The sequence below is a fragment of the Salmonella sp. 2020_1459 genome (genome assembly GCF_043847915.1).
Taxonomy (GTDB): Bacteria; Pseudomonadota; Gammaproteobacteria; order Enterobacterales; family Enterobacteriaceae; genus Salmonella; species Salmonella enterica.
This window is the reverse complement of sequence record NZ_JBCMFA010000004.1, coordinates 1-19,127: the sequence shown is the minus strand read 5'-3', so window position 1 is coordinate 19,127 and position 19,127 is coordinate 1. Positions and strand designations below refer to the sequence as shown.

Annotated in this window: 23 protein-coding genes; 15 read left to right on the top strand and 8 right to left on the bottom strand. The window is 52.9% G+C overall.

Annotated features, from left to right (window positions below):
* Window positions 1-37: 37 nt before the first annotated feature.
* Together ACH0VJ_RS12045 and crp are read right to left on the bottom strand one after the other, a co-directional pair.
* Window positions 38-2,125, bottom strand: a complete 2,088-nt coding sequence (locus ACH0VJ_RS12045) for a YccS/YhfK family putative transporter (protein WP_000269311.1) — start codon at window positions 2,123-2,125, stop codon at window positions 38-40.
* Window positions 2,126-2,173: 48 nt separating this feature from the next.
* The gene (gene crp / locus ACH0VJ_RS12040) at window positions 2,174-2,806 is read right to left on the bottom strand and encodes a cAMP-activated global transcriptional regulator CRP (RefSeq protein ID WP_000242758.1); all 633 of its coding nucleotides are present in this window, start codon (window positions 2,804-2,806) and stop codon (window positions 2,174-2,176) included.
* Window positions 2,807-3,113: 307 nt separating this feature from the next.
* Here crp and ACH0VJ_RS12035 point away from each other — a divergent pair, with 307 nt between their 5' ends.
* Window positions 3,114-3,518: an OsmC family protein gene (locus ACH0VJ_RS12035; RefSeq protein WP_001148919.1), complete on the top strand. Its 405-nt coding sequence runs from the start codon at window positions 3,114-3,116 to the stop codon at window positions 3,516-3,518.
* Between the two features lie 95 nt (window positions 3,519-3,613).
* On the opposite strand, the gene ACH0VJ_RS12030 is transcribed toward ACH0VJ_RS12035, so the two are convergent.
* From ACH0VJ_RS12030 to ACH0VJ_RS12020, 3 genes are read right to left on the bottom strand one after another with little or no spacing between them, the layout of a single operon-like run.
* On the bottom strand, window positions 3,614-4,483 hold the full coding sequence (locus ACH0VJ_RS12030; RefSeq protein WP_001274690.1) for a phosphoribulokinase: 870 nt from the start codon (window positions 4,481-4,483) through the stop codon (window positions 3,614-3,616).
* Window positions 4,484-4,534: 51 nt separating this feature from the next.
* Window positions 4,535-4,753, bottom strand: a complete 219-nt coding sequence (locus ACH0VJ_RS12025) for a YheU family protein (RefSeq protein ID WP_000586568.1) — start codon at window positions 4,751-4,753, stop codon at window positions 4,535-4,537.
* Window positions 4,750-5,817, bottom strand: a complete 1,068-nt coding sequence (locus tag ACH0VJ_RS12020) for a hydrolase (RefSeq protein ID WP_001214115.1) — start codon at window positions 5,815-5,817, stop codon at window positions 4,750-4,752. The genes ACH0VJ_RS12025 and ACH0VJ_RS12020 overlap by 4 nt, the downstream gene beginning before the upstream one ends.
* 197 nt (window positions 5,818-6,014) lie before the next feature.
* On the opposite strand from ACH0VJ_RS12020, the gene ACH0VJ_RS12015 reads away from it, so the two are divergent.
* A complete protein-coding gene (locus ACH0VJ_RS12015; RefSeq protein ID WP_000047689.1) occupies window positions 6,015-6,326 on the top strand; it encodes a monooxygenase in 312 nt (103 codons plus the stop codon).
* A gap of 1 nt (window position 6,327) precedes the next feature.
* Here the strand turns inward: ACH0VJ_RS12015 and ACH0VJ_RS12010 are convergent, their stop codons facing one another.
* A complete protein-coding gene (locus tag ACH0VJ_RS12010) occupies window positions 6,328-6,549 on the bottom strand; it encodes a LysR family transcriptional regulator (protein ID WP_001054034.1) in 222 nt (73 codons plus the stop codon).
* A gap of 38 nt (window positions 6,550-6,587) precedes the next feature.
* Window positions 6,588-8,495 carry an ABC transporter ATP-binding protein gene (locus tag ACH0VJ_RS12005; RefSeq protein ID WP_000634764.1) on the bottom strand — a complete coding sequence of 636 codons (1,908 nt, stop codon included), beginning with the start codon at window positions 8,493-8,495 and terminating at the stop codon, window positions 6,588-6,590.
* Window positions 8,496-8,760: 265 nt separating this feature from the next.
* Here ACH0VJ_RS12005 and kefG point away from each other — a divergent pair, with 265 nt between their 5' ends.
* From kefG to slyD, 4 genes are all read left to right on the top strand, one after another.
* The gene (gene kefG / locus ACH0VJ_RS12000) at window positions 8,761-9,312 is read left to right on the top strand and encodes a glutathione-regulated potassium-efflux system ancillary protein KefG (protein ID WP_000081820.1); all 552 of its coding nucleotides are present in this window, start codon (window positions 8,761-8,763) and stop codon (window positions 9,310-9,312) included.
* Complete coding sequence (kefB, locus tag ACH0VJ_RS11995; protein ID WP_000398133.1) at window positions 9,312-11,117, top strand: glutathione-regulated potassium-efflux system protein KefB; 1,806 nt, start codon at window positions 9,312-9,314, stop codon at window positions 11,115-11,117. Before kefG ends, kefB begins: the two co-directional genes overlap by 1 nt.
* A 9-nt stretch (window positions 11,118-11,126) precedes the next feature.
* The gene (locus ACH0VJ_RS11990) at window positions 11,127-11,327 is read left to right on the top strand and encodes a YheV family putative zinc ribbon protein (protein WP_001007735.1); all 201 of its coding nucleotides are present in this window, start codon (window positions 11,127-11,129) and stop codon (window positions 11,325-11,327) included.
* 94 nt (window positions 11,328-11,421) lie between these two features.
* Window positions 11,422-12,012 (top strand): peptidylprolyl isomerase, encoded by a 591-nt coding sequence (gene slyD / locus ACH0VJ_RS11985; protein ID WP_000861341.1) that lies wholly within the window; start codon window positions 11,422-11,424, stop codon window positions 12,010-12,012.
* Window positions 12,013-12,200: 188 nt separating this feature from the next.
* Here slyD and ACH0VJ_RS11980 read toward each other — a convergent pair whose 3' ends face one another.
* Window positions 12,201-12,419 carry a protein SlyX gene (locus tag ACH0VJ_RS11980; protein WP_001152701.1) on the bottom strand — a complete coding sequence of 73 codons (219 nt, stop codon included), beginning with the start codon at window positions 12,417-12,419 and terminating at the stop codon, window positions 12,201-12,203.
* A gap of 219 nt (window positions 12,420-12,638) precedes the next feature.
* Between ACH0VJ_RS11980 and fkpA the strand changes: the two genes are divergently transcribed.
* The 9 genes from fkpA to ACH0VJ_RS11935 form a co-directional block, all read left to right on the top strand.
* On the top strand, window positions 12,639-13,457 hold the full coding sequence (gene fkpA, locus ACH0VJ_RS11975) for an FKBP-type peptidyl-prolyl cis-trans isomerase (RefSeq protein ID WP_000838227.1): 819 nt from the start codon (window positions 12,639-12,641) through the stop codon (window positions 13,455-13,457).
* A gap of 276 nt (window positions 13,458-13,733) precedes the next feature.
* Window positions 13,734-14,456, top strand: a complete 723-nt coding sequence (locus ACH0VJ_RS11970) for a transcriptional regulator (protein ID WP_000091471.1) — start codon at window positions 13,734-13,736, stop codon at window positions 14,454-14,456.
* Window positions 14,456-14,842, top strand: coding sequence for a sulfurtransferase complex subunit TusD (tusD, locus tag ACH0VJ_RS11965; protein ID WP_001268010.1), 387 nt, complete (start codon window positions 14,456-14,458; stop codon window positions 14,840-14,842). The genes ACH0VJ_RS11970 and tusD overlap by 1 nt, the downstream gene beginning before the upstream one ends.
* Window positions 14,842-15,198, top strand: a complete 357-nt coding sequence (gene tusC / locus ACH0VJ_RS11960) for a sulfurtransferase complex subunit TusC (protein ID WP_000820704.1) — start codon at window positions 14,842-14,844, stop codon at window positions 15,196-15,198. The genes tusD and tusC overlap by 1 nt, the downstream gene beginning before the upstream one ends.
* Window positions 15,199-15,205: 7 nt before the next feature.
* On the top strand, window positions 15,206-15,493 hold the full coding sequence (gene tusB, locus ACH0VJ_RS11955) for a sulfurtransferase complex subunit TusB (protein ID WP_000903400.1): 288 nt from the start codon (window positions 15,206-15,208) through the stop codon (window positions 15,491-15,493).
* Between the two features lie 125 nt (window positions 15,494-15,618).
* Window positions 15,619-15,993: a 30S ribosomal protein S12 gene (gene rpsL, locus ACH0VJ_RS11950; protein ID WP_000246815.1), complete on the top strand. Its 375-nt coding sequence runs from the start codon at window positions 15,619-15,621 to the stop codon at window positions 15,991-15,993.
* A 95-nt stretch (window positions 15,994-16,088) separates the two neighbouring features.
* On the top strand, window positions 16,089-16,559 hold the full coding sequence (gene rpsG / locus ACH0VJ_RS11945) for a 30S ribosomal protein S7 (RefSeq protein WP_001138042.1): 471 nt from the start codon (window positions 16,089-16,091) through the stop codon (window positions 16,557-16,559).
* Window positions 16,560-16,655: 96 nt separating this feature from the next.
* Window positions 16,656-18,770 carry an elongation factor G gene (gene fusA / locus ACH0VJ_RS11940; protein ID WP_000124693.1) on the top strand — a complete coding sequence of 705 codons (2,115 nt, stop codon included), beginning with the start codon at window positions 16,656-16,658 and terminating at the stop codon, window positions 18,768-18,770.
* Window positions 18,771-18,841: 71 nt separating this feature from the next.
* Window positions 18,842-19,127 (top strand): GTP-binding protein (locus ACH0VJ_RS11935; RefSeq protein WP_000031682.1); only part of this gene is annotated, 286 nt, incomplete at its 3' end.

The window sequence follows — 19,127 nt, the reverse complement described above, 5'->3', positions numbered from 1 at the left end:
GATTGCCGGATAAGCGTAGCGCATCCGGCAGTCGGTCTTAACCTTTTGTATCCCGTAGCCGCTTACTCAGCCAGATACCGTGATGCGGACGCTGACGCCAGGCCATCGACGAAATGGTGTGCATGGTGTTCAGATGGCCAATGATGCGCTGTAAATGTTGTTCCAGAGTGCTCAATAAGCCATGTGACGGCATGTCCGGCGACTCCAGAATATTGACATCGCCGGAGCCGCCTGGCCTGTCGTACTCCAGGCGCTGCTGGCAGCGCTGAATTGCAATCTCGCAAGATTCCAGATAGCGCTGCGCCAGATCCGGCGTCAGCATGGTGTGCTCCCGCGCCAGCGTCGTCATGGCGTTGATATGCTCGACAATAAACTGGCTGTGCGTGACCCATAGTTTCATATCCGACAGATAGTGGGTATTGAATCCGGGTTCCTGCATTGCCTGATTTAACGAGTTGAATAACGTGTTATGCGCCTGGTTGACCCGCATTCTTTGATAAGCGAGCGGGGTGGCCTGCGGATCGTTACTGAGGATCAGTCGGATAGCTTCTTGATCGGCTTCCAGCGCATCATGGGCGTTTTTACGTAATAGCCCGCTTTGCCATTGCGGCCACAGCCAGACCATGCCGCCAAAGGCAATTAAACAGCCAATCAGCGTATCGATCAGCCTCGGCACAATAAACTGCTCTCCGTTTAGCGTCAGTAACTGGATGGTGTATACCGCCGTCACCGTAAAGCCGACCGTCGCCCAGCCGTAGTTTTTACGAATAATCAGATAACTTGCCAGCGTGAGTACCAGCATGACCGCCAGCGTAATGCTTTCGGGAATATGTAAGTGCAGCGTGACGCCGGCAATCACCAGGCCGACCAGCGTTCCGACCGAACGGTGCAGAATACGTACGCGCGTCGCGCCATAGCCGTTTTGGGTGACAAACAGCACCGTCATGAGTATCCAGTACGGTTTAGGCAGGTGCAACGCACTGCCCATCAGACTGGCGATGCTCATCATCACGCTGATGCGTCCGGCGTTGCGTAGCGCCGGCGATTTAAGAGACATATAATTTTTCAGCGCCGGAAGTAGCGGCAAACGACGCTGTTTATCGGCCATCAGGTCGCGGGCGTACAGCGGTCGCTGAGTACGCAGCACACGGGCGATTCGACTGAAGTGCCAATAGCAGAACTGGCCTACCGGATTTTCAGGATGCTGATTGGCGATCTTCTCCAGAGCGCCAATCTGTTTTTCCATGGAGAAGCGCGTCGGCAGACGATGATAAAGAATGTCATCCGCCAGCACGCGCAGACGGGCGGCGACCGTTTGCGCATTCCAGCGAATCACCTCTTCCGCATGGCTGCGTTCTACCAGTTTCTGTACCTCTTCCGGCTGATGCAAGCTGACGGAGATGTGCTCCTGCAAATCCATCGCTTCCTGAAAAGCCCGCAACAGGCGCTTGTAATCATTATTGTTGTGCGCCGAAAGCATATGCATCTGTTGGTAACACTGGGTAATGAGATCGACCGCTTTTTGCTGGCGTATCAGCAGGGGAGGCAGCGCTTTTTCCGGATCGATATGTTGGGTGAGCAGGCTGTATTTCGCTTCACAATAATCGGCCAGTTCACGGTATAACAAACTCAATGACTCGCGCAGCGGCTGTTCGCGCCATAGCCAGAACCAAAACCAGTTAAACACGCCGTACCATAGCGTGCCCAGCGCATAAATGAGCAGCGGCTCCCAGACGGGCATGTATCCCGCAAGACTCAGGGTAAAGATGGCGGCAATCAGCGACGCTGGCAGTAGCCGCGCGTGAAGCGGGCTAATTTCCGCCGTCACGCCAAGCACCAGCGTCAGCCCGGTCAGGATCAACGGCAGGGGGATGGATTCCGCCAGCAGAAGTTGCGTTACCAGACTGCATCCGGCGAACAGCGACGCGCCGATGATCAGGCGTTTAAAAAAGCGTTTGTGCGGGGTATCCAGACCTGCAATGTTGCAGCAGGCGGGAACGAGAGAGAAAAGCAAGCCCAGGTGTAGCTGGCCTATCAATAAACCAACAGCCACAGGCAGGCACAGCACCAGCGTTTGCCGTAGTGCGTAATTAATCTCTGGGTGATAAATCAGTCTTCGCCACATCGATGCAAACAAAAATGGCGCATGATAAAACGCGCCATTCTGACGGGATTAACGGGTGCCGTAGACGACGATGGTCTTGCCATGCGCGGAGATCAGGTTTTGATCTTCCAGCATTTTCAAAATACGACCAACGGTTTCGCGGGAGCAGCCGACGATCTGGCCGATTTCCTGACGGGTGATTTTGATCTGCATCCCATCCGGGTGCGTCATGGCATCGGGCTGTTTCGCCAGATTCAGCAGCGTCTGAGCGATACGCCCGGTGACGTCAAGGAAGGCGAGGTTACCTACTTTTTCAGAGGTGACTTGTAAGCGACGAGCCATCTGGGAAGAGAGGCGCATCAGAATATCCGGGTTGACCTGGATTAATTGGCGAAATTTTTTGTAGGAAATTTCAGCGACCTCACATGCGGTTTTCGCACGTACCCAGGCGCTGCGTTCCTGGCCTTCTTCAAACAGGCCCAGTTCACCAATAAAATCACCCTGATTCAGATAAGAAAGGATCATTTCTTTCCCTTCTTCATCTTTGATCAGCACTGCCACGGAGCCTTTAACGATGTAGTACAGCGTTTCTGCTTTTTCACCCTGGTGAATCAGCGTGCTCTTTGACGGGTACTTATGAATGTGGCAATGAGACAAGAACCATTCAAGAGTCGGGTCTGTTTGCGGTTTGCCAAGCACCATGCGCGGTTATCCTCTGTTATAAGCTGTCTCCAGAGCCAGAAAACGGCACTGTCTCTGGGGTTGCAAAAATATACTTCCCGCTACCTGGGAAGGGGGCTACGAAAATAGATTGTAGCCTGTAATGTGATGTCCTCTGCATACATGCAGTACGTCAATGTATTACTGTAGCATCTTGTCTGTTTTAGCATAGCTTTCGCCGTGTGTCTCCTGGTGTCTCGCTTCAGCATGACCCAGGTCGCCTTCCATTGCGACTTTTGTTGTATGCGCGTAATCTTTCAGGAAAATTGAAACATTGGAGTTACGAAATATGCAAGCGCGTGTAAAGTGGGTTGAAGGGCTCACGTTCCTCGGAGAGTCCTCCTCCGGCCACCAGATTTTAATGGATGGCAACTCCGGTGACAAAGCGCCGAGTCCGATGGAGATGGTATTAATGGCGGCTGGCGGATGTAGCGCTATTGATGTGGTATCAATCCTGCAAAAGGGCCGTCAGAATGTCACCAACTGCGAAGTGAAGCTGACATCCGAGCGCCGGGAAGACGCGCCGCGCCTGTTTACGCACATTAATCTGCATTTTATCGTTACCGGCAGCGATCTGAAAGAGGCTGCCGTCGCGCGCGCTGTCGATCTCTCCGCGGAAAAATATTGCTCGGTAGCGCTAATGCTGGAAAAAGCGGTCAATATTACCCATTCGTATGAAGTGATTGCGGCGTAACATGTGATGCCGGATGGCGGCGTGGCTTTATCCGGCCTACCCGTTTTTATCTCGTAGGCCCGATAAGCGTAGCGCCATCGGGCATTTCACCGCGGTTATTCGATTTTTTTGCCTTCCATTAATCGCTGCACCAGCGGCAACATAATCAGCTCCATCGCCAGCCCCATTTTGCCGCCCGGCACCACTAATGTATTAATGTGAGAAATGAACGAGCCCTGGAGCATCGCCAGGAGCCAGGGAAAATCGATCCCTTCCAGGTTGCGGAAATGGATCACCACAAAACTTTCATCCAGCGAGGGAATACCCTTTGCGGCGAACGGATTGGACGTGTCGACGGTCGGTACGCGCTGGAAGTTGATATGGGTACGCGAGAACTGCGGCGTAATGTAATTGATGTAGTCGTCCATGGAACGCACCACGGAATCCATCACCGCTTCACGGGAGTGTCCGCGCTCGCTGGTGTCGCGGATTAGTTTCTGAATCCACTCGAGGTTGACGATAGGCACCACGCCAACCAACAGATCAACATGACGCGCGACATCATGTTGCGGGGTGACGACGCCGCCGTGCAGTCCTTCATAAAACAGCACATCGGTCGGTTCGGGTAGCGGCTGCCAGGGCGTAAACGTGCCGGGAACCTGATTCCACGGTACGGCTTCATCATAGGTATGCAGATATTTACGCGACTGGCCTTTACCCGTCTGCCCGTACTCAATAAAGGTATGTTCCAGTAGGCTGAAGTCATTGGCTTCAGGCCCGAAATAGCTGATATGCCGCCCGGCGTCACGCGCTTTGCGGATCGCCATGTCCATTTCCGGGCGGGTGTAACGATGAAAACTGTCGCCTTCCACCTCGGCGGCGTGCAGATTTAACTGCGCGAAAATTTTACGAAACGCGAGGCTGGTGGTGGTGGTCCCCGCGCCGCTTGACCCTGTTACTGCTATCACCGGATGTTTGGCTGACATGGCAACTCCATGATTGAGCTTTAGTAATAATGTATTGTCGGCAAAGGCGTTTTATTCGCGAAACTGCTTTTTCGGCATAATATTGACCGTTTCATGTAATTCAGACCATACCAGCACGGCCTCGCCGGATTGCAGTTGGCGTTTTACGTCAGCGACTTTTTGTTCAAGCGAACGTTCATGTTCACCATAATCGGTGCCTTCGCGCAACACAAAGCTTTCGATCAGGTTGTCCAGCGTGTCGGGGGCGAGCCCCTGCCAGGGAATGATCATGATGACGCCTCCAGGTACGTTGTCAGCCAGTCAGGAATTCGGCGTTCCAGCCACATTTCAGGGCGCAGCGGCGTACCGCCGATAAATCCTACGTGTCCGCCATGCTCAGTCAGCTGATACTCCACCTGCGGGGGCAGATCTTCCGCTTTAGGGATCACGTGATGATCCATAAACGGATCGTCTTTAGCGTGAATAATCAGCGTCGGTTTAGCAATCTGGTTAAGCAACGGCATGGCGCTACACTGACGATAGTAGTCGATGGCGTCGGCAAAGCCGTGAATTTTCGCGGTGATCAGGTCGTCAAACTCGCGAATTCGGCGCATTGATTTCAGTTGCGCCAGATTCACCGGCAGCGACCCGGGATACGCCGCCAGCTTGCGTGACGCATTCGCTTTTAACAGATTAAGCAAATAACGCTGATAGACGCGGGAAAACCCTTTGTCCATGTGGTAGCTACAGGCTTCGAGAACAAAGGGCGCAGAAACAATCACCGCCGCCTCGATGGGAATATCGCGGCCTTCTTTCGCCAGCAGGCACGCCAGCATATTACCGCCGAGCGAATAGCCCACGGCGGCTGTCGGAACGGCGCCGAACTCCCGCTGTAGCCAGCGTAAAAACCAGGCTCCGTCCTCCGTTTCACCGGAGTGGTAAATACGATTCAGACGGTTGGGTTCGCCGCTACAGCCGCGAAAGTGCATCACCACGCCCAGCCAGCCGCGCTTTTGCGCCGCCTCAATCAGCCCGTGGGCATAGGGGCTGTTCAGGCTGCCTTCCAGACCGTGAAAGACCACCAGCCGCGGTTTATGCTTTGCCTGTTGCGGTTCTTCGCTCCATGCCAGATCGACAAAATCGCCGTCCGGTAGCTCCAGCCGCTGCCAGTGGGCGTTGAACTTCACTTTGCGGCGGATTAAGCGCGGCAGCATAGTTTGTAAATGGCGATTACGAATGCCACGCATGGGAATAAATTCATGCGAGTCATTGACAGGCGGGGTCATTTCTGTGGACGTGATCTCAACCATAGCACCAGAACAATTGATAATTGGAAACAATACTATACCGCGCATAAGGTTCACAGATTAGTCAATATGTGATTTTACGTTCAATTGGTCGTCTGGCGAAATAAAATTGCGCCTCATTTCACCAGAGGGGGCGGTATGCAAGGCGCGCGCAATACCCCACAGAAATCGCGTGAACCCCTGCATCAGCCGAATTAATCGTGGTAGTGTGGCAACACGATAGTTATGTGACTCAAGGAGAAGGCATGTCGAAGACACTTTTACAGATCCATTTTAACTTTAGCGGCCCTTTTGGCGAGGAGATGACTCAGCAACTGGTCGGGCTGGCGGAGTCTATCAATGAGGAGCCGGGCTTCATCTGGAAAATCTGGACAGAAAGCGAGAAAAACCAGCAAGCTGGCGGCATTTACTTGTTTGAATCCGAAGAAACGGCGCAGGCTTATATTAAAAAACACACTGCGCGTCTGAAAAATCTTGGCGTTGATGAGGTGACGTTTAAATTATTTGGCGTGAACGACGCGCTGACGAAAATAAATCACGGCAACCTTTGCCGCTAAATCACATAACGCAGGCTTCTGTTCCGGTGCTGCCGACCGCAACGGTAATCTTTATACCGGGGCGAGTACCTAAGAGGCCTTTATGGACGAACAGCGGACCACGAACGTTCTCTTCCAGCGTGTGCAGCGCCTCGGCGGTGCGGGCGATGTTACCCTTCTCCACAAGCATCATGAAGATGGTGAGCTTGCGGAAGGTAATGTCATCGGTGATAGACAGGTTCATCGTCCGCCCCGTGCGTTAGAGCCTAATGGGATAGGCTCTTAGTCGTTCTGCATCATCTGCTCAAGCTGCTCCTGCGCCTCAAGCCATGCCATTTCACACGCTTCCAGCCCGGATTTGGCGCTGGCCTGCAGCTGCAGACACTCGGTCATCTCCGCTTTACGGCTGGGGTCATACAGGCTGCTGTCGCCGAGCTTCTCTTCCGCCTGCGCTAACTGGGCGTTGAGCTTTTCCATCTCTTTTTCCAGACGGGTAATCTCTTTACGCAGCGGCTGCGTCAGAGTGCGTAGCTCGGCTTCGCGACGCTTCTGATCTTTGCGTGACTGGGCGCTGTTGGCGTTGTTTTCCTTCGGCGCGTCGTCGGCCTGGTTTTCCTGCTTCTGCACGTCGCTCAGCCACTGCTGATAATCTTCCAGGTCGCCGTCGAACGGTTCGACCTTTTTGTCGTGAACCAGATAGAGGTCGTCAGTGGTGGAGCGAATCAGGTGGCGGTCGTGCGACACGACGACCAATGCACCTTCGAAATCAATCAGCGCTTCGGTGAGCGCCTGACGCATGTCGAGATCCAGGTGGTTGGTCGGTTCATCGAGCAACAGCAGATTTGGACGCTGCCAGACGATCAGCGCCAGTACCAGGCGCGCTTTCTCGCCGCCGGAGAAACGTTGCGTCTCTTCCGTTACTTTGTCGCCCTGGAAACCGAAGCCGCCGAGATAGTCGCGCAGCTTCTGCTCCAGTTCCTGCGGCGCCAGACGCGCCATATGTTGCAGCGGGGATTCATCGGCGCGCAGGAACTCCAGTTGGTGCTGGGCGAAGTAGCCGAGCTTAATGCCTTTGGCGAGGCCGATTTCACCGTGCAACGGTTCCAGTTCGCCCGCCAGCAGCTTGATCAGCGTCGATTTCCCCGCGCCGTTGCGGCCCAGCAGGCCGATACGCGAGCCGGGCACCAGGTTCAGCTTGATGGATTCCAGAATGATGCGATCGCCATAACCTGCGCTGACTTTTTCCATCTTCAGCAGCGGGTTCGGCAGGCTTTCCGGCGCGCGGAAGCTGAAATGGAACGGGTTGTCGACATGAGCCGGCGCAATCAACTCCATACGCTCCAGCATCTTGATACGGCTTTGCGCCTGCTTGGCCTTGGTGGCCTTGGCGCGGAAACGGTCGATGTAGCTTTGCAGATGCGCCACACGCTCCTGCTGACTCTCATACATCGCCTGCTGCTGCGCCAGGCGCGTGGCGCGCTGAACTTCAAACGCGCTGTAGTTGCCGGTGTACTCGAACAGAGTCTGCTGTTCGATATGGATAATTTTATCCACTATCGGGTCAAGAAAATCGCGATCGTGGGAGATCAGAATCAGGGTGCCCGGATAGCTCTTCAGCCATTTTTCCAGCCAGATGACGGCATCCAGATCGAGGTGGTTGGTCGGTTCGTCGAGCAGCAGTAAATCGGAGCGGCAAATCAGCGCCTGGGCCAGGTTAAGGCGCATCCGCCAGCCGCCGGAAAAGTCGCTGACCGGACGTTCCAGCTGATCGTTAGAGAAGCCGAGACCGTGTAGCAGGCTGGCGGCGCGCGAACGAACGGTCCATGCGTCGATGGCGTCCAGCTTGCCATGTATGGAGGCGATAGCATGTCCGTCGTTACGTTCGTTGGCGTCGTTAAGCTGCGCCTCCAGCTGCCGGTATTCACGGTCGCCGTCAATGACATACTCAATCGCTGGCTGAGGCAACGCAGGTGTTTCCTGATTCACCCACGCTAATTGCCAGGTTCCGGGCAGGGTAAAACTCCCGGCATCGGCGCTGATTTCATTTTTTAGCAATGCCAGCAGGGTAGATTTACCGCAGCCGTTTTTACCCACCAGGCCGACTTTCTGGCCTGGATTAATGGTAGCCGAGGCATTGTCCAGTAGGACGCGCACGCCGCGACGAATTTGTAACGAGGAGAAAACAATCATAAGGCGCCGTATGTTCAGACTATGTTAATTTATCATTATGATAATGTAATATTCGGGCGTACCGCCGCGCTGGAGCGCAATGGTAGCTCAAAACAACAACGATACACAAAATCATTCAGGCCGCCTTTGGTGAGGGACAAGAATATCTCTCATTAATCCCCAGCGGCGGACATGGAGTACGTTTCTGAGTTGAACAAACTCTGTCAACGTAGAAGCGGCCTGAAGAATGGCATGTATCGACCCAAAACAACCGGGAGGGGGATTGATGTCTCAGCCAGCGAAAGTCTTGCTGTTGTATGCCCATCCGGAATCTCAGGACTCGGTTGCTAACCGGGTACTGCTTAAACCGGCCATACAGCACAATAACGTAACCGTGCACGATCTTTATGCGCGCTATCCTGATTTTTTTATCGACACGCCCTATGAACAAGCCCTGTTACGTGAGCACGACGTCATTGTTTTTCAGCATCCCCTTTACACCTATAGCTGTCCGGCTTTACTGAAAGAATGGCTTGATCGCGTTTTGAGTCGGGGGTTCGCCAGCGGACCAGGGGGAAACCAACTGGTGGGAAAGTACTGGCGTAGCGTGATTACGACCGGCGAGCCGGAGAGCGCTTACCGGTATGACGCGCTAAACCGCTATCCAATGAGCGATGTACTCCGCCCTTTTGAACTGACCGCGGCCATGTGCCGGATGCACTGGATGCCGCCCATTATTGTGTACTGGGCGCGCCGCCAGTCGCCGCAGACGCTGGCCAGTCATGCGAAAGCCTATGGCGAGTGGCTGGCGAATCCTGTGAGCGCGGGAGGCTATTGATGGAAGGTGCTGATTTATTGACCGCGGGAGTGTTGTTCCTCTTCGCGGCGGTAGCGGCGGTGCCGCTGGCCGCGAGGCTGGGCATCGGCGCGGTGCTAGGGTATTTGCTGGCGGGAATCGCCATCGGTCCGTGGGGGCTGGGATTTATCAGCGATGTTGACGAGATCCTGCACTTTTCCGAACTGGGCGTCGTGTTTCTGATGTTTATCATTGGTCTCGAACTCAATCCGTCACGGCTTTGGCAACTGCGGCGCTCTATCTTCGGCGTCGGCGCTGCTCAGGTGCTGTTAAGCGCGGCGGTGCTGGCGGGATTATTGATGCTTGCTGATTTCTTATGGCAGGCGGCGGTCGTCGGCGGGATTGGCCTGGCGATGTCTTCGACGGCGATGGCGCTACAACTGATGCGCGAGAAAGGCATGAATCGTAGCGAGTCCGGGCAGTTAGGGTTTTCCGTCTTACTGTTTCAGGATTTAGCGGTGATCCCCGCGCTGGCGTTGGTGCCTTTATTGGCGGGATCGGCCGACGAGCATTTCGACTGGTTTAAAGTGGCAATGAAGGTACTGGCTTTCGCGGTAATGCTGATTGGCGGTCGTTACCTGCTGCGCCCGGTATTTCGTTTTATTGCTGCGTCCGGCGTGCGGGAGGTTTTCACTGCCGCGACGCTGTTGCTGGTGTTGAGCGCCGCCTTATTTATGGACGCGCTGGGACTGTCGATGGCCCTGGGAACCTTCATTGCCGGCGTTTTACTGGCAGAGAGCGAATACCGGCATGAGCTGGAAAACGCTATCGATCCCTTTAAAGGTTTACTGCTTGGGCTGTTCTTTATCTCCGTCGGTATGTCGCTAAATCTCGGCGTACTTTATACCCATTTACTGTGGGTGGCGGCGAGCGTTGTTATTCTGGTCGTCATAAAAATGCTGACGCTGTATCTGCTGGCGCGGTTATATGGAATAAGAAGTTCTGAACGGATGCAGTTTGCCAGCGTGCTGAGTCAGGGGGGCGAGTTCGCTTTTGTGCTCTTTTCTACCGCCTCTTCTCAGCGCCTGTTTCAGGGCGATCAGATGGCGTTATTATTGGTGACTGTCACGTTATCAATGATGACCACGCCGCTACTGATGAAAGGGATTGATAAGTGGTTATCGCGCCGCCTTAATGGCCCGGAAGAGAATGATGAAAAGCCGTGGGTTGAGGATGATAAGCCCCAGGTAATTGTCGTCGGCTTTGGCCGTTTTGGTCAGGTGATCGCTCGCTTATTGATGGCGAATAAGATGCGTATCACCGTGCTGGAACGCGATATCGGCGCCGTTAATCTGATGCGCAAATATGGTTATAAAGTGTATTACGGCGACGCTACACAAGTCGAGCTGCTGCGTTCTGCGGGCGCGGAAGCGGCGGAGTCGATAGTCATCACGTGTAATGAACCGGAAGACACGATGAAGCTGGTGGCGCTGTGTCAGCAGCATTTTCCTCATCTGCATATTCTTGCGCGAGCGCGTGGACGTGTGGAGGCCCATGAGTTATTACAGGCTGGCGTCACGCAGTTTTCCCGTGAAACGTTTTCCAGCGCGCTGGAATTGGGACGTAAAACTCTGGTGTCGTTAGGTATGCATCCGCATCAGGCGCAACGCGCGCAGTTGCATTTTCGCCGGCTGGATATGCGAATGTTGCGGGAGCTGATCCCGGAGCATAGCGACATGGTACAGATTTCGCGCGCCAGAGAGGCCCGACGCGAACTGGAGGAGATTTTTCAGCGCGAAATGCAACAGGAACGGCGCCAGTTGGATGGCTGGGATGAATTTGAGTAGAGGTGAACAATGGCAATCCGTAAACGTTTTATTGCAGGCGCGAAATGTCCGGCCTGTCAGGCGCAGGATACAATGGCGATGTGGCGTGAAAATAATGTCGATATTGTTGAATGCGTTAAGTGCGGGCATCAAATGCGGGAAGCGGATAAAGACGTTCGCGAGCATGTTCGCAAAGAAGAGCAAGTGATCGGGATTTTTCATCCGGACTAGCGATATGCCGCAGGTTTTTTTAAGCTAAGGGGTACACGGCTGCAGAATTCCGCTACAATCTGCGCCACTATTCTTCCCATGCTCAGGAGATATCATGAAAGTAGCAAAAGACCTGGTGGTCAGCCTGGCCTATCAGGTACGTACAGAAGACGGTGTGTTGGTTGATGAGTCTCCGGTGAGTGCGCCGCTGGATTACCTGCACGGTCACGGCTCCCTGATCTCTGGTCTGGAAACAGCGCTGGAAGGCCATGAAGTTGGCGACAAATTTGATGTCGCTGTTGGCGCGAACGACGCTTACGGCCAGTATGACGAAAATCTGGTGCAGCGTGTGCCTAAAGACGTCTTTATGGGCGTTGATGAACTGCAGGTAGGGATGCGTTTCCTGGCGGAAACCGACCAGGGCCCGGTACCGGTAGAGATTACCGAAGTGGAAGACGATCACGTTGTGGTTGATGGTAACCACATGCTGGCGGGCCAGAATCTGAAATTTAACGTAGAAGTTGTTGCGATTCGTGAAGCGACTGAAGAAGAACTGGCTCACGGTCATGTTCACGGCGCGCACGATCACCACCACGATCACGGTGAAGATGGCTGCTGTGGCGGTCATGGTCATGACCATGGTCACGAGCACGGCGGCGAAGGCTGCTGCGGCGGCGGTGGTAAAGGCGGCTGCGGTTGCCATTAATCCCCGTCGTCTTTCAAGCCACCGCGGTGTTGGCTACGCTTTCAAACCCCGGTCACATAGTTATCTATGCTCCCGGGGAATTTTCAAGCTTGCCGCCTTGCTGTGACTCGAAATCCTTAGGGTATTATCATTGGTTCGATAAATCATCGGGCACAAAAAAAGCGGGTTATCCCCGCTTTTTTTTCGTCTCAATAATGCGGCGGCGGCGTTTCTTCTGCCTGAGAGGCGATATTTGACGGCTGACTGGCTTTTAACTTTTCCGTGAGCAAACGCAGATGATCGCGCAGCTTCGCCATCTCCATTTCATGTGCGGTTACCGTCAGGTTTAGTTCTTCTATGGTAATCTCCTGGAACGCCAGACGGCTTTCCAGTTCAGCCAGACGAGCTTCCATCGTGATATCCTGCATGATGTACCTCTTTATGTTGTCTCCGTCGGCGGATTCTACTTAACTTTACCGGCTTTCACAGCAACCATTACGCGCCCTACGAAACTAATTTAAACAAAAAGAGTCTGAAAAGAAGTGATAATAGGGCGTGTTCGTATGTTGATTTGTTCTGCAACGATTTATAGTACGCTTCTTACGTAAGTTAACATGGGGCGAGATGCCCCGGCCCTGGAGATATGGATGAAATCACTGTTTAAAGCCACGCTGCTGGCAACTACGATGGCCGTTGCTATGCACGCACCGATCACTTTTGCTGCTGATGCGGCGAAACCGGCAGCTACCGCTGATAGCAAAGCAGCATTTAAAAACGACGATCAAAAAGCGGCTTATGCGCTGGGCGCCTCGCTGGGTCGTTACATGGAAAATTCGCTTAAAGAGCAGGAAAAGTTAGGCATCAAACTGGATAAAGATCAGTTGATTGCCGGCGTTCAGGATGCCTTTGCCGATAAGAGCAAACTGTCCGATCAGGAAATTGAGCAAACGCTGCAGACGTTTGAAGCACGCGTGAAGAGCGCTGCTCAGGCGAAGATGGAAAAAGACGCTGCCGATAACGAAGCAAAAGGTAAAACGTTCCGCGACGCTTTTGCTAAAGAGAAAGGTGTGAAAACCTCCTCTACCGGCCTGCTTTACAAAGTAGAGAAAGAAGGCACAGGCGAGGCGCCGAAAGATAGCGATACCGTTGTGGTGAACTACAAAGGTACTCTGATCGACGGTAAAGAGTTTGATAACTCTTACACGCGCGGCGAACCGCTCTCCTTCCGTCTGGACGGCGTTATCCCTGGCTGGACTGAAGGTCTGAAAAATATTAAGAAAGGCGGCAAGATCAAGCTGGTTATCCCACCTGAGCTGGCCTACGGTAAAACGGGCGTTCCGGGGATCCCGGCAAACTCAACCCTGGTATTCGACGTAGAGCTGCTGGATATCAAACCAGCGCCGAAAGCGGATGCTAAACCTGCCGATGCGGCTGACGCTAAAGCCGCAGATGCTGCTAAAAAATAAAAACTGAGAGCCGCCGCTTGTAATAGCGGCGGTTTTTTTTATTCAGGCCGGATATATTACTCACCATAATTTGATTTGCGGATAACGGCGCTTGCGCTGGTCGTTAAGGGCGAGACCGTAGGCTGAATGACCGCCAACGCACACGTAGTCTGAAATAGACGAGCAAATTAGTACTGGAAAGATGAACCCTCACTGTATTAATTTAATCATCCGCGTAAATAATGAGCCTGCCCTGAAAACATAACGACAGGCTCCTGAAAAGGAGTGTTTTTTTTCATGTCCAGGTCGCTTTTAACCAACGAAACCAGTGAACTTGATTTGCTGGATCAGCGTCCCTTCGAGCAAACCGACTTCGATATTCTGAAATCCTACGAAGCGGTAGTGGACGGGTTAGCGATGCTTATAGGTTCCCATTGTGAAATCGTATTGCACTCTTTGCAGGATCTAAAATGTTCAGCCATTCGTATTGCCAATGGCGAACATACGGGCCGTAAAATTGGCTCGCCGATTACCGACCTGGCGTTGCGTATGTTGCACGACATGACAGGGGCGGACAGTAGCGTGTCGAAATGCTATTTCACGCGCGCGAAAAGCGGTGTCTTGATGAAGTCGTTGACGATTGCCATTCGCAACCGCGAGCAGCGCGTCATTGGTCTACTGTGCATCAACATGAATCTCGATGTGCCATTTTCACAGATTATGAATACCTTTATTCCGCCGGAAACGCCGGAAGTCGGCTCAGCGGTTAATTTTGCCTCCTCAGTCGAAGATTTAGTCACCCAGACGCTGGAGTTCACGATCGAAGAAGTGAATGCCGATCGTAATGTTTCTAACAATGCGAAAAATCGTCAGATCGTCCTTAACCTGTACGAAAAAGGCATTTTCGATATTAAAGACGCCATTAACCAGGTAGCCGATCGTCTGAATATCTCAAAACACACGGTTTACCTCTATATTCGCCAGTTCAAAAGCGGCGATTTTCAGGGGCAGGATAAATAATGCGTTATGCCATTATGGTCACCGGGCCGGCATATGGCACCCAGCAGGCCAGCAGCGCACTGCAGTTCGCCCACGCGCTGCTCAATGAGGGGCATGAGTTAGCCAGCGTCTTTTTCTATCGGGAAGGTGTCTATAACGCCAATCTCCTGACCTCGCCGGCGAGCGATGAATATGATCTGGTACGCGCCTGGCAGAAATTGAATACGCAGCATGGCGTAGCGCTGAACATCTGTGTCGCGGCGGCGCTTCGTCGCGGTATTATTGATGAAACTGAAGCCGGCAGACTGGCGTTGCCGTCCGCCAATCTTCAGCCGGGCTTTACGCTAAGCGGCCTGGGCGCGCTGGCGGAGGCTTCTCTCACCTGCGATCGGGTGGTGCAGTTTTAATGAAACGTATTGCATTTGTCTTTTCCACCGCGCCGCACGGTAGCGCCTCAGGTCGTGAAGGGCTGGATGCGCTGCTGGCGACGTCAGCGCTAACGGAAGCGCTGGGCGTCTTTTTTATCAGCGACGGCGTCTTTCAGTTATTACCAGGACAAAAACCAGACGCTGTGCTGGCGCGTGACTATATTGCTACTTTCAAGCTCTTTGATTTGTACGATATTGATCAATGCTGGATCTGCGCGGCATCGCTGCGCGAGCGTGGTCTGGAGAACATTAATTTTGTGGTAGACGCCACGCCGCTGGAACCCGTGGCGTTACGCCGCGAGCTTGGCAACTATGATGTCATCCTGAGATTCTGAGGCGTTTATGCTGCATACCTTACCTCATTGCGCTTCGAGCGTTGATTTTCCCGCTTTGCTGCGCCTGCTAAAAGAGGGCGATGCGCTTTTGCTGCTCCAGGATGGCGTTACCGTCGCGATTGAAGGTAACCGCTTCCTTGAAAGTCTGCGCGATGCCCCCATAACGGTCTATGCCTTGAAAGAAGACATTGACGCCCGCGGCCTGGGGGGTCAAATTTCAGACAGTGTCGTCAGGGTTGACTATACTGAGTTTGTCAGACTCACGGTTAAGTATGCCAACCAGATGGCCTGGTGATGGCGGGATCGTTGTATATTTCTTGACACCTTTTCGACACCGCCCTAAAATTCGGCGTCCTCATATTGTGTGAGGGCGTTTTATTACGTGTTTACGAAGCAAAAGCTAAAACCAGGAGCTATTTAATGGCAACAGTTAACCAGCTGGTACGCAAACCACGTGCTCGCAAAGTTGCGAAAAGCAACGTGCCTGCGCTGGAAGCATGCCCGCAAAAACGTGGCGTATGTACTCGTGTATATACTACCACTCCTAAAAAACCGAACTCCGCACTGCGTAAAGTTTGCCGTGTTCGTCTGACTAACGGTTTTGAAGTGACTTCCTACATCGGTGGTGAAGGTCACAACCTGCAGGAGCACTCCGTGATCCTGATCCGTGGCGGTCGTGTTAAAGACCTCCCGGGTGTTCGTTACCACACCGTTCGTGGCGCGCTTGACTGCTCCGGCGTTAAAGACCGTAAGCAAGCTCGTTCTAAGTACGGCGTGAAGCGTCCTAAGGCTTAATGGTTCTCCGTTAAGTAAGGCCAAACGTTTTAAATTAATGTCAAACTAAACTCGTAGAGTTTTGGACAATCCTGAATTAACAACGGAGTATTTCCATGCCACGTCGTCGCGTCATTGGTCAGCGTAAAATTCTGCCGGATCCGAAGTTCGGATCAGAACTGCTGGCTAAATTTGTCAATATCCTGATGGTAGATGGTAAAAAATCTACTGCAGAATCAATCGTATACAGCGCGCTGGAGACCCTGGCTCAGCGTTCTGGTAAATCTGAACTGGAAGCTTTCGAAGTCGCTCTCGAAAACGTTCGCCCGACTGTAGAAGTTAAATCCCGCCGTGTAGGTGGTTCTACTTATCAGGTACCAGTTGAAGTCCGTCCGGTCCGTCGTAATGCTCTGGCAATGCGTTGGATCGTAGAAGCTGCTCGTAAACGCGGTGATAAATCCATGGCTCTGCGCCTGGCGAACGAACTTTCTGACGCTGCAGACAACAAAGGTACTGCAGTTAAGAAACGTGAAGACGTTCACCGTATGGCAGAAGCCAACAAGGCGTTCGCACACTACCGTTGGTAATCCCTTCGGAGTCATAGTCACCAGGCGGGCGCTTCAGGTAAGTCGCCCGTTTTGGATAACTTAACTGAACGCCTAAAGATATCAACGAGGAATCAAATGGCTCGTACAACACCCATCGCACGCTACCGTAATATCGGTATCAGTGCGCACATCGACGCCGGTAAAACCACTACTACCGAACGTATTCTGTTCTACACCGGTGTAAACCACAAAATCGGTGAAGTTCATGACGGCGCAGCTACCATGGACTGGATGGAGCAGGAGCAGGAGCGTGGTATTACTATCACCTCCGCAGCGACTACTGCATTCTGGTCTGGTATGGCTAAGCAGTATGAACCGCATCGCATCAACATCATCGACACCCCGGGGCACGTTGACTTCACTATCGAAGTAGAACGTTCCATGCGTGTTCTCGATGGTGCGGTAATGGTTTACTGCGCAGTTGGTGGTGTTCAGCCGCAGTCTGAAACCGTATGGCGTCAGGCAAACAAATACAAAGTTCCGCGCATTGCGTTCGTTAACAAAATGGACCGCATGGGCGCGAACTTCCTGAAAGTTGTTGGTCAGATCAAAACCCGTCTGGGCGCGAACCCGGTTCCGCTGCAGCTGGCAATTGGTGCTGAAGAAGGTTTCACCGGCGTTGTTGACCTGGTGAAAATGAAAGCCATCAACTGGAACGATGCCGACCAGGGCGTTACCTTCGAATACGAAGATATCCCGGCTGACATGCAGGACCTGGCTAACGAATGGCACCAGAACCTGATCGAGTCCGCCGCAGAAGCTTCTGAAGAGCTGATGGAAAAATACCTGGGTGGTGAAGAACTGACTGAAGAAGAGATCAAACAAGCTCTGCGTCAGCGCGTTCTGAACAACGAAATCATCCTGGTAACCTGTGGTTCTGCATTCAAGAACAAAGGTGTTCAGGCGATGCTGGATGCGGTAATTGATTACCTGCCATCCCCGGTAGACGTACCTGCGATCAACGGTATTCTGGACGACGGTAAAGATACTCCGGCTGAGCGTCACGCAAGCGACGACGAGCCGTTCTCTGCGCTGGCGTTCAAAATCGCTACCGACCCGTTTGTGGGTAACCTGACCTTCTTCCGTGTGTACTCCGGTGTGGTTAACTCTGGTGATACCGTACTGAACTCCGTGAAAACCGCACGTGAGCGTTTCGGTCGTATCGTTCAGATGCACGCCAACAAACGTGAAGAGATCAAAGAAGTTCGCGCGGGCGACATCGCGGCTGCTATCGGCCTGAAAGACGTGACTACCGGTGACACCCTGTGTGATCCGGAAAACCCGATCATTCTGGAACGTATGGAATTCCCTGAGCCGGTAATCTCCATCGCGGTAGAACCGAAAACCAAAGCTGACCAGGAAAAAATGGGTCTGGCTCTGGGCCGTCTGGCGAAAGAAGACCCGTCATTCCGCGTATGGACTGATGAAGAATCTAACCAGACCATCATCGCTGGTATGGGTGAACTTCACCTGGATATCATCGTTGACCGTATGAAGCGTGAATTCAACGTTGAAGCTAACGTGGGTAAACCTCAGGTTGCTTACCGCGAAGCGATTCGCGCGAAAGTTACCGACATCGAAGGTAAACACGCGAAACAGTCTGGTGGTCGCGGTCAGTATGGTCATGTTGTTATCGACATGTACCCGCTGGAGCCGGGCTCTAACCCGAAAGGTTACGAGTTCATCAACGACATCAAAGGTGGTGTAATTCCTGGCGAATACATCCCGGCCGTTGATAAAGGCATCCAGGAGCAGCTGAAATCTGGCCCGCTGGCGGGTTATCCGGTAGTTGATCTCGGTGTGCGTCTGCACTTCGGTTCTTACCATGACGTTGACTCCTCTGAGCTGGCGTTTAAACTGGCTGCGTCTATCGCCTTTAAAGAAGGCTTTAAGAAAGCAAAACCAGTTCTGCTTGAGCCGATCATGAAGGTTGAAGTAGAAACACCTGAAGAGAATACCGGTGACGTTATCGGCGACCTTAGCCGCCGTCGTGGTATGCTCAAAGGTCAGGAATCTGAAGTTACAGGCGTTAAGATCCACGCTGAAGTACCGCTGTCTGAAATGTTCGGATATGCAACTCAGCTGCGTTCTCTGACCAAAGGTCGCGCATCGTACACTATGGAATTCCTGAAGTATGATGATGCGCCGAACAACGTTGCTCAGGCCGTAATCGAAGCCCGTGGTAAATAAGCCGCAGGGTTAAAAACCAAAATCCCGTGCTCTCTCCTGAAGGGGAGAGCGCTATAGTAAGGAATATAGCCGTGTCTAAAGAAAAATTTGAACGTACAAAACCGCACGTTAACGTCGGCACCATCGGCCACGTTGACCACGGTAAAACTACCCTGACCGCTGCAATCACCACCGTACTGGCTAAAACCTACGGCGGTGCTGCTCGTGCATTCGACCAGATCGATAACGCTCCGGAAGAAAAAGCGCGTGGTATCACCATCAACACTTCTCACGTTGAATACGATACCCCGACCCGCCACTACGCACACGTAGACTGCCCGGGGCACGCCGACTATGTTAAAAACATGATCACCGGTG

Coding starts and splice junctions, on each gene's coding strand:
- tusC (WP_000820704.1), top strand. CDS start 14,842: ATGAAACGTATTGCATTTGTCTTTTCCACCGCGCCGCACGGTAGCGCC.
- ACH0VJ_RS11980 (WP_001152701.1), bottom strand. CDS start 12,419: ATGCAGGATATCACGATGGAAGCTCGTCTGGCTGAACTGGAAAGCCGT.
- slyD (WP_000861341.1), top strand. CDS start 11,422: ATGAAAGTAGCAAAAGACCTGGTGGTCAGCCTGGCCTATCAGGTACGT.
- tusB (WP_000903400.1), top strand. CDS start 15,206: ATGCTGCATACCTTACCTCATTGCGCTTCGAGCGTTGATTTTCCCGCT.
- tusD (WP_001268010.1), top strand. CDS start 14,456: ATGCGTTATGCCATTATGGTCACCGGGCCGGCATATGGCACCCAGCAG.
- ACH0VJ_RS11970 (WP_000091471.1), top strand. CDS start 13,734: ATGTCCAGGTCGCTTTTAACCAACGAAACCAGTGAACTTGATTTGCTG.
- ACH0VJ_RS12005 (WP_000634764.1), bottom strand. CDS start 8,495: ATGATTGTTTTCTCCTCGTTACAAATTCGTCGCGGCGTGCGCGTCCTA.
- crp (WP_000242758.1), bottom strand. CDS start 2,806: ATGGTGCTTGGCAAACCGCAAACAGACCCGACTCTTGAATGGTTCTTG.
- rpsL (WP_000246815.1), top strand. CDS start 15,619: ATGGCAACAGTTAACCAGCTGGTACGCAAACCACGTGCTCGCAAAGTT.
- ACH0VJ_RS12035 (WP_001148919.1), top strand. CDS start 3,114: ATGCAAGCGCGTGTAAAGTGGGTTGAAGGGCTCACGTTCCTCGGAGAG.
- kefB (WP_000398133.1), top strand. CDS start 9,312: ATGGAAGGTGCTGATTTATTGACCGCGGGAGTGTTGTTCCTCTTCGCG.
- ACH0VJ_RS12025 (WP_000586568.1), bottom strand. CDS start 4,753: ATGATCATTCCCTGGCAGGGGCTCGCCCCCGACACGCTGGACAACCTG.
- kefG (WP_000081820.1), top strand. CDS start 8,761: ATGTCTCAGCCAGCGAAAGTCTTGCTGTTGTATGCCCATCCGGAATCT.
- ACH0VJ_RS12045 (WP_000269311.1), bottom strand. CDS start 2,125: ATGTGGCGAAGACTGATTTATCACCCAGAGATTAATTACGCACTACGG.
- fkpA (WP_000838227.1), top strand. CDS start 12,639: ATGAAATCACTGTTTAAAGCCACGCTGCTGGCAACTACGATGGCCGTT.
- ACH0VJ_RS11990 (WP_001007735.1), top strand. CDS start 11,127: ATGGCAATCCGTAAACGTTTTATTGCAGGCGCGAAATGTCCGGCCTGT.
- rpsG (WP_001138042.1), top strand. CDS start 16,089: ATGCCACGTCGTCGCGTCATTGGTCAGCGTAAAATTCTGCCGGATCCG.
- ACH0VJ_RS12030 (WP_001274690.1), bottom strand. CDS start 4,483: ATGTCAGCCAAACATCCGGTGATAGCAGTAACAGGGTCAAGCGGCGCG.
- fusA (WP_000124693.1), top strand. CDS start 16,656: ATGGCTCGTACAACACCCATCGCACGCTACCGTAATATCGGTATCAGT.
- ACH0VJ_RS12010 (WP_001054034.1), bottom strand. CDS start 6,549: ATGAACCTGTCTATCACCGATGACATTACCTTCCGCAAGCTCACCATC.
- ACH0VJ_RS12020 (WP_001214115.1), bottom strand. CDS start 5,817: ATGCGCGGTATAGTATTGTTTCCAATTATCAATTGTTCTGGTGCTATG.
- ACH0VJ_RS12015 (WP_000047689.1), top strand. CDS start 6,015: ATGTCGAAGACACTTTTACAGATCCATTTTAACTTTAGCGGCCCTTTT.